3 protein-coding genes (1 of these 3 running past the window's edge) are annotated in these 7,197 nt (G+C 36.4%); all 3 read left to right on the forward strand.

The window, feature by feature from the left end; genetic code table 11:
* Nucleotides 1-239: 239 nt before the first annotated feature.
* The gene (locus GQ45_RS07585) at nucleotides 240-1,382 is read left to right on the forward strand and encodes an acyl-CoA dehydrogenase family protein (protein ID WP_047416439.1); all 1,143 of its coding nucleotides are present in this window, start codon (nucleotides 240-242) and stop codon (nucleotides 1,380-1,382) included.
* A 318-nt stretch (nucleotides 1,383-1,700) separates the two neighbouring features.
* Entirely contained in the window at nucleotides 1,701-6,209 is a 4,509-nt protein-coding gene (gltB, locus tag GQ45_RS07590) for a glutamate synthase large subunit (RefSeq protein WP_047416441.1), read from the forward strand.
* A 9-nt stretch (nucleotides 6,210-6,218) separates the two neighbouring features.
* A protein-coding gene (locus tag GQ45_RS07595; protein WP_047416442.1) for a glutamate synthase subunit beta crosses the window boundary here: on the forward strand, nucleotides 6,219-7,197 show its 5' portion. It continues 491 nt past the right edge of the window; the window shows 979 of its 1,470 coding nt (coding positions 1-979); it begins with the start codon at nucleotides 6,219-6,221; the stop codon falls past the right edge of the window.

The raw sequence follows: 7,197 nt of genomic DNA on the forward strand, positions 1-7,197 counted from the left end.
CCCGAGGGGTTAGTGTTGCCTCATAATTATAAATATATCATTAATACGTGTAATAAGAATAGCAAATATAAAAATAATGACACGCAATAACAGCGTTTAATCAAAAAGTAACTATTATTTTTTCACAAAGGCTAAATAAAAAATCCTATTACTATATTCTTCAAAAAAAAGATACATTACTAATTATATGATAATATTGATTTATCTTTGTTTGAGTTTTTTAATTATATCGTAATTATATGGATTTTACATTATCAGAAGAGCAACTAATGATTCAACAAGCAGCAAGAGATTTTGCTCAAAATGAATTACTACCAGGCGTAATTGAAAGAGATGAAGAACAAAGGTTTCCAAAAGAAGAAATTAAAAAACTAGGCGAACTAGGTTTTATGGGGATGATGGTGGATCCTAAATATGGCGGAAGCGGTTTAGATACCATGTCGTACGTATTAGCAATGGAAGAACTATCAAAAATTGATGCTTCTACCTCCGTTGTGGTATCTGTAAACAACTCCTTAGTATGTTGGGGATTAGACACTTTTGGCTCTGAGGCGCAAAAAGAAAAATACTTAACGCGCTTAGCTTCAGGAGAAGCCATTGGCGCCTTTTGTCTTTCGGAACCAGAAGCAGGCAGTGACGCGACATCTCAAAAGACTACAGCGATAGAAAAAGACGATCATTACGTCATCAACGGCACAAAAAACTGGATTACAAGTGGAAGCTCGGCTGAAATTTATTTAGTCATAGCACAAACTCACATCGACAAAAAGCACAAAGGCATCAATGCTTTTATCTTAGAAAAAGGAATGCCTGGTTTTGAAATTGGACCCAAAGAAAATAAATTAGGAATTAGAGGAAGTGACACCCATTCATTGTTATTTAACGACGTTAAAGTTCCTAAAGAAAACAGAATCGGTGAAGATGGCTTTGGTTTTAAATTTGCAATGAAAACATTAAGTGGTGGAAGAATAGGTATCGCAGCTCAAGCCCTTGGAATTGCTGCTGGCGCTTATGAATTGGCTTTAAAATACTCTAAAGAGCGAAAAGCTTTTGGTACCGAAATATGCAATCACCAAGCAATTGCCTTTAAATTAGCAGACATGCATACCGAAATTGAAGCGGCAAGATTACTCGTTTATAAAGCTGCGATGGATAAAGATACAGGCAAAAATTATGATTTATCGGGTGCCATGGCCAAACTCTACGCCTCTAAGGTAGCCATGGAAACAAGTGTTGAAGCGGTACAGATTTTTGGCGGAAACGGATTCGTAAAAGACTATCATGTAGAGCGCTTAATGCGTGATGCTAAAATCACTCAAATTTACGAAGGAACTTCTGAAATACAGAAAATTGTTATTTCTAGAAGTATTATAACTCAATAAAATAATCTACTAAACACAAACACCCCTAATTTATTAGGGGTGTTTGTGTTTCAATAAGGTTTAAAATGCATTTAACCCTTTATTTTTAAATATATCATTAAAAATAAATCCATCAATCAGCAACAAACCCCTTAAGCAACAGAATTTTACCTCTGTTAAGGGCTGAAATTATCAATTTGATAAATTATGGACAACAAATAGTTAATAATGAATAATTATTAAGGTTTTATTTAAAACGTTGCTTTTTTTATTGTATTTAATCCAAAACACTATACATAACGCATATAATAAGGTATTTTTGAGAAAATACTTTAATTTATGGCGCTCAAAAAACAAGGTTTATACTTACCAGAATTTGAACATGATAATTGTGGAGCAGGATTTATATGCAGTCTTAAAGGGAAAAAATCGAATGACATTATTCATAAAGCCCTTGAAATATTAGAAAAATTAGAACATAGGGGTGCTGTAAGTTCTGATGGGAAAACCGGTGATGGCGCTGGAATTTTAATTGATATTCCTCACGATTTTTTCCAAGACGAATGCAACTTTGAATTACCGCTGCCTGGAAATTATGCGACAGGTAACATCTTTTTCCCTCAAAAACAAAACCAAAGAGAATTTTGTATTTCTGTTTTTGAAGAAAATATTAAAAAACAGGGATTACAATTATTGGGATGGAGAAATGTACCTGTAAACAGATCAATTCCTGGAAGAATTGCCATGGAAACCGAACCCTTTGTACAGCAACTCTTTGTTGCAAAAGAAAATCCAGAACAAAGTTATTTCGACTTTAATTTAAAATTATACATTGCCAGAAAAGTCACAGAACACACGATCATAAACTCAAAATTATCTGAGAATAACTTTTTTTATGTGCCCAGCTTATCTACTAAAATTATCATCTTCAAAGGCTTATTAATGCCCGAAGATATTAGTCTTTATTTTAAAGATTTAATGGATCCTCGAGTGGTTACAAGGTTAGCTTTAGTGCACCAGCGTTTCTCCACAAATACCTTTCCTACTTGGGATTTAGCACAACCTTTTAGGTATATGTGCCATAATGGAGAAATAAACACCTTAAGAGGTAATGTAACCCGCATGCGTTCTCGTGAAGAATTGTTAAAAAGTGATTTATTTGGAGACGAAATAAAAAATATACTTCCGGTAATCCTACCCGGAAAATCGGACTCTGCCACTATGGATATGGTGGTCGAATTATTGTTAATGACAGGACGCTCTTTGCCCGAAGTCATGATGATATTAGTGCCAGAAGCTTGGGAGAAAAATCCTGAGATGTCAGAAGCTAAAAGAGCATTTTACGAATACAACTCATGCTTATCTGAACCCTGGGACGGACCCGCTTCTATCCCATTTACAGATGGTAATTATATTGGTGCCGTATTAGATCGTAACGGACTAAGACCATCGCGCTATTCGGTAACTAAAGATGGGTATGTAATTATGTCTTCAGAAGTCGGTGTTGTTGACATAGCTCCTGAAAATGTTGAATTGCATGGCAGGTTAGAGCCCGGAAAAATGTTCTTGGTGAATATGGAAGAAGGTCGCATTATTAATGATGAAGAAATTAAAGAAGAAATAGCCCAAAGATATCCTTATAAAAAATGGCTTGATAAAAACTTGGTACATCTTAAAGACATCCCTTACAACGATTGTCCATTATTTTTAAATGAAGCTTCTTTGGAAAAAAGAAAGGCAGCTTTTGGCTACACTCTTGAAGACATCCATACCATTATTTTACCGATGGGTGAAAAAGCCATTGAACCATTAGGGTCTATGGGTAGCGACACACCCATTGCAATTTTGTCTGAAAGACCACAGTTAATTTACAACTATTTTAAGCAATTATTTGCACAAGTTACCAACCCTCCACTGGATGGTATTCGTGAAGAACTAATTACAGATATCAGTTTAACCTTAGGTAGCGATCATAATATTTTTGACTTTACAGAACTACATTGCAGAAAATTAAAAATTCAAAATCCTGTCATATCAAAAGAAGATTTAGACAAAATTAAAAATTACGATGCAAGTCCCGATTATAAGGTTACCGAAATTCCAATTCTCTACGAAATCAACAAAGGAAATAACGGTCTTGAAGACGCCTTAGAAGCCATGTTAGCCACGGCCTCAAAAGCTATAGATGCTGGCACTAACATCATTATCCTTTCAGACAGAAACGTCAGTAAGGATTTGGCTCCGATTCCTGCTGTTTTGGCCTGCTCCTACGTAAATAGCGGCTTGCAGAGACTTAAAAAACGTTCTAATGCAAGCGTTATAATTGAATCTGCAGAACCTAGAGAAGTACATCATTTTGCCCTCTTATTTGGTTTTGGCGCAAGTGCAATTAACCCGTATCTAGTCAATGAAATTATACATGAACAAATAATAGAGAATAATATCACTGATTATTCTGCTGATCAAGCCATAGCCAATTATAATAAAGCCGTTGGTAAAGGTATTTTAAAAGTGATGAACAAAATTGGCATTTCTACCCTTAACTCGTATCGAGGTTCTCAACTATTTGAATGTATCGGAATTAATACGAAAGTAGTAGAAAAATATTTTCCAAATACCGTTACTAGAATTGAAGGAATTGGTCTTTATGAAATTGAAAAAGAAATTGCGAAACGCCATAAAAATGCCTTTAACTCATCGGAAGTAGCCGCAAACTTAGACTTAGAAATTGGGGGTGAATATCGTTGGCGAAGAGACGGAGAAAAACACATGTTTAATCCGCTTTCAATAGCCAAATTACAGCAGTCGGTTCGCAACAATGAGCCAGAATCGTACAAGGAATTTGCAAGTATGGTCAACGAACAATCAAAAAATTTAATGACTATTCGTGGTTTATTTGAATTCTCTAATTACGATCCTATTCCTTTAGAGGAAGTAGAACCTTGGACAGAAATTGTAAAACGCTTTAAAACGGGTGCCATGTCGTATGGCTCTATTAGTAAAGAAGCCCATGAAAATTTAGCAGTAGCCATGAACCGAATAGGCGGAAAAAGTAATTCAGGAGAAGGAGGAGAAGATGCTGATCGCTTTTACAAAAATGCTACGGGTGACTGGAAAAATAGCGCTATAAAACAAGTAGCTTCTGGTAGGTTTGGTGTAACCTCGAACTACTTGACAAATGCACAGGAAATTCAAATTAAAATGGCCCAAGGTGCTAAGCCTGGAGAAGGCGGTCAATTGCCTGGTCCAAAAGTGAATCCTTCTATTGCTAAAACAAGAAACTCTACGCCTTACGTCGGCTTAATATCTCCTCCACCGCATCATGATATTTATTCGATTGAAGATTTATCGCAATTAATCTACGATTTAAAATCTGCAAATAGAGAAGCGAGAATAAATGTAAAATTAGTTTCAGAAGTGGGTGTAGGTACCGTTGCAGCAGGTGTTTCAAAAGCAAAAGCGGATGTTATTCTTATCTCAGGTTTTGATGGTGGTACTGGAGCATCTCCTTTAACTTCATTAAAACATGCCGGTTTACCTTGGGAACTTGGAATTGCTGAAGCACAACAAACACTAGTTTTAAACGATTTAAGAAATAGAATTGTTTTAGAATGCGACGGACAATTAAAAACAGGTCGTGATGTGGCTGTTGCTTGTTTATTAGGTGCAGAAGAATTTGGCTTTGCAACCGCTCCTTTAGTAGCTTCTGGCTGTATTATGATGCGGGTTTGTCACTTAAATACATGCCCTGTAGGGATTGCCACTCAAAATCCAGAATTACGTAAAAAATTTAAAGGAAAGCCAGAACACGTCGTAAACTACATGTATTTTGTAGCACAAGAATTACGAGAAATTATGGCTCAATTAGGCTTTAGAACTATCAATGAAATGGTAGGTCAAGTACAAAAGTTAGATCGTAATAAAGCCATAGAACATTATAAAGCGGCGGGTATCGATTTAACACCAATATTATATAAGGTTGATGTTCCCACAGGAACAAAGTTTTACAATACTCAAAAACAAGAGCATCATATCGAAAAATCGATTGAATTTGATATCATCGCAAAAGCGCACCCTGCACTATTTAGAAAAGAAAAGATGAGTGTCGATTATCCCATCAATAATTTAAATAGAGCTGTTGGGGCCATCCTCAGTAATGAAATTTCTAAAATATACGGCGCAGAAGGATTACCAGAAAACACTTTAAAACTAAATTTTACGGGGTCAGCAGGTCAAAGCTTTGGCGCTTTTAGCACTAAAGGAATTACCATGATTGTCAATGGCAATACTAACGATTACCTAGGAAAAGGACTTTCAGGGGCTAAACTAATTATAAAAGTTCCTGAAAAAGCAAGTTTTAAACCCGAAGACAATGTTATCACAGGTAATGTTACGCTATATGGTGCAACTTCAGGTGAAGCCTATATTAACGGGAAGGCAGGAGAGCGTTTCTGTGTTCGTAATTCAGGAGCCAAAGCGGTAGTGGAAGGGATCGGAGACCACGGTTGCGAATATATGACAGGGGGTATTGCCGTAATTCTAGGAGAGGTTGGTCGAAACTTCGGTGCTGGTATGAGTGGCGGGATCGCTTACATTTTTGACGATAAAAAAACTTTTGAAAAAAATTGTAATAAAGCGGCCTTAAACCTTCTGCCCGTGGATGAAGATAAAGATATCGCAGAACTAAGGGCGCTGATAGAAAATCATTACAATGCGACGCTAAGTCCACTAGCGCAAAGAATATTGGAGAAATGGGAAGCATCGCTTCCGAAATTCATAAAGATATTCCCCGAAGAGTATAAACAAGCCTTAATTCGCTTAGAAAACGAAAAATTACAAACTATATAAATCGAAAACATGGGAAAGATAACAGGATTTTTAGAATTCGATAGAAAAGTTGAAGCCTACGAACCCGTTGAAGAACGGATTAAAAACTATAAAGAGTTCACAATACCCTTAGATGAAAAAGAACTAAAAAATCAAGGTGCGCGCTGTATGGATTGTGGAATTCCATTTTGCCATAGCGGTTGCCCACTTGGAAATTTGATTCCTGATTTTAATGATGCCGTATTTAAAGGAAAATGGGAGAAAGCAGCGACAATTTTGCATGCGACGAATAATTTTCCAGAATTTACAGGTCGCTTATGCCCTGCTCCTTGTGAAGAGGCTTGCGTATTAGGTATAAATGAAGACCCCGTATCCATAGAAAATATAGAAAAAAATATTGTTGAAAAAGCTTTTGAAAACGGATGGGTAAAGGCAAATCCACCAACAACTAGAACGGGTAAAACAGTAGCTGTAGTGGGTTCTGGGCCCTCTGGATTAGCAACTGCACAACAATTGAATAGAGCTGGTCATTTAGTTACTGTTTTTGAAAGAGATCAAAAAGTAGGTGGCTTATTACGCTACGGTATTCCAGATTTTAAAATGGAAAAAAATATTATAGACCGAAGAATTGATGTTTTAAAAGAAGAAGGGATTATTTTTAAAACAGGAATAAATATTGGCGTCGATATAAAAGCAGATGATCTTAAAAAAGACTTTGATGCCATAGTGCTGTGTGGAGGTGCAACCATTAGACGTAAACTTCCTATTGAAGGAGCTGATCTAAAAGGAGTGGTTCAAGCCATGGATTTTCTATCTCAAAATAATAAAAGAGTGGACGGAATTAAAGACCTAGGACCAGAAATCAAAGCTACTGGAAAAGATGTTGTAGTGATTGGTGGTGGTGATACGGGTTCTGATTGTATAGGTACGTCATTTAGACATGGTGCCACCTCAGTGTCAAATTTTGAAATTATGACGAAAGGAACTCCAGAACGTCCAGACGACCAAC

The organism is Cellulophaga sp. Hel_I_12 (assembly GCF_000799565.1).
GTDB lineage: Bacteria > Bacteroidota > Bacteroidia > Flavobacteriales > Flavobacteriaceae > Cellulophaga.

Coding starts and splice junctions, on each gene's coding strand:
- gltB (WP_047416441.1), top strand. CDS start 1,701: ATGGCGCTCAAAAAACAAGGTTTATACTTACCAGAATTTGAACATGAT.
- GQ45_RS07585 (WP_047416439.1), top strand. CDS start 240: ATGGATTTTACATTATCAGAAGAGCAACTAATGATTCAACAAGCAGCA.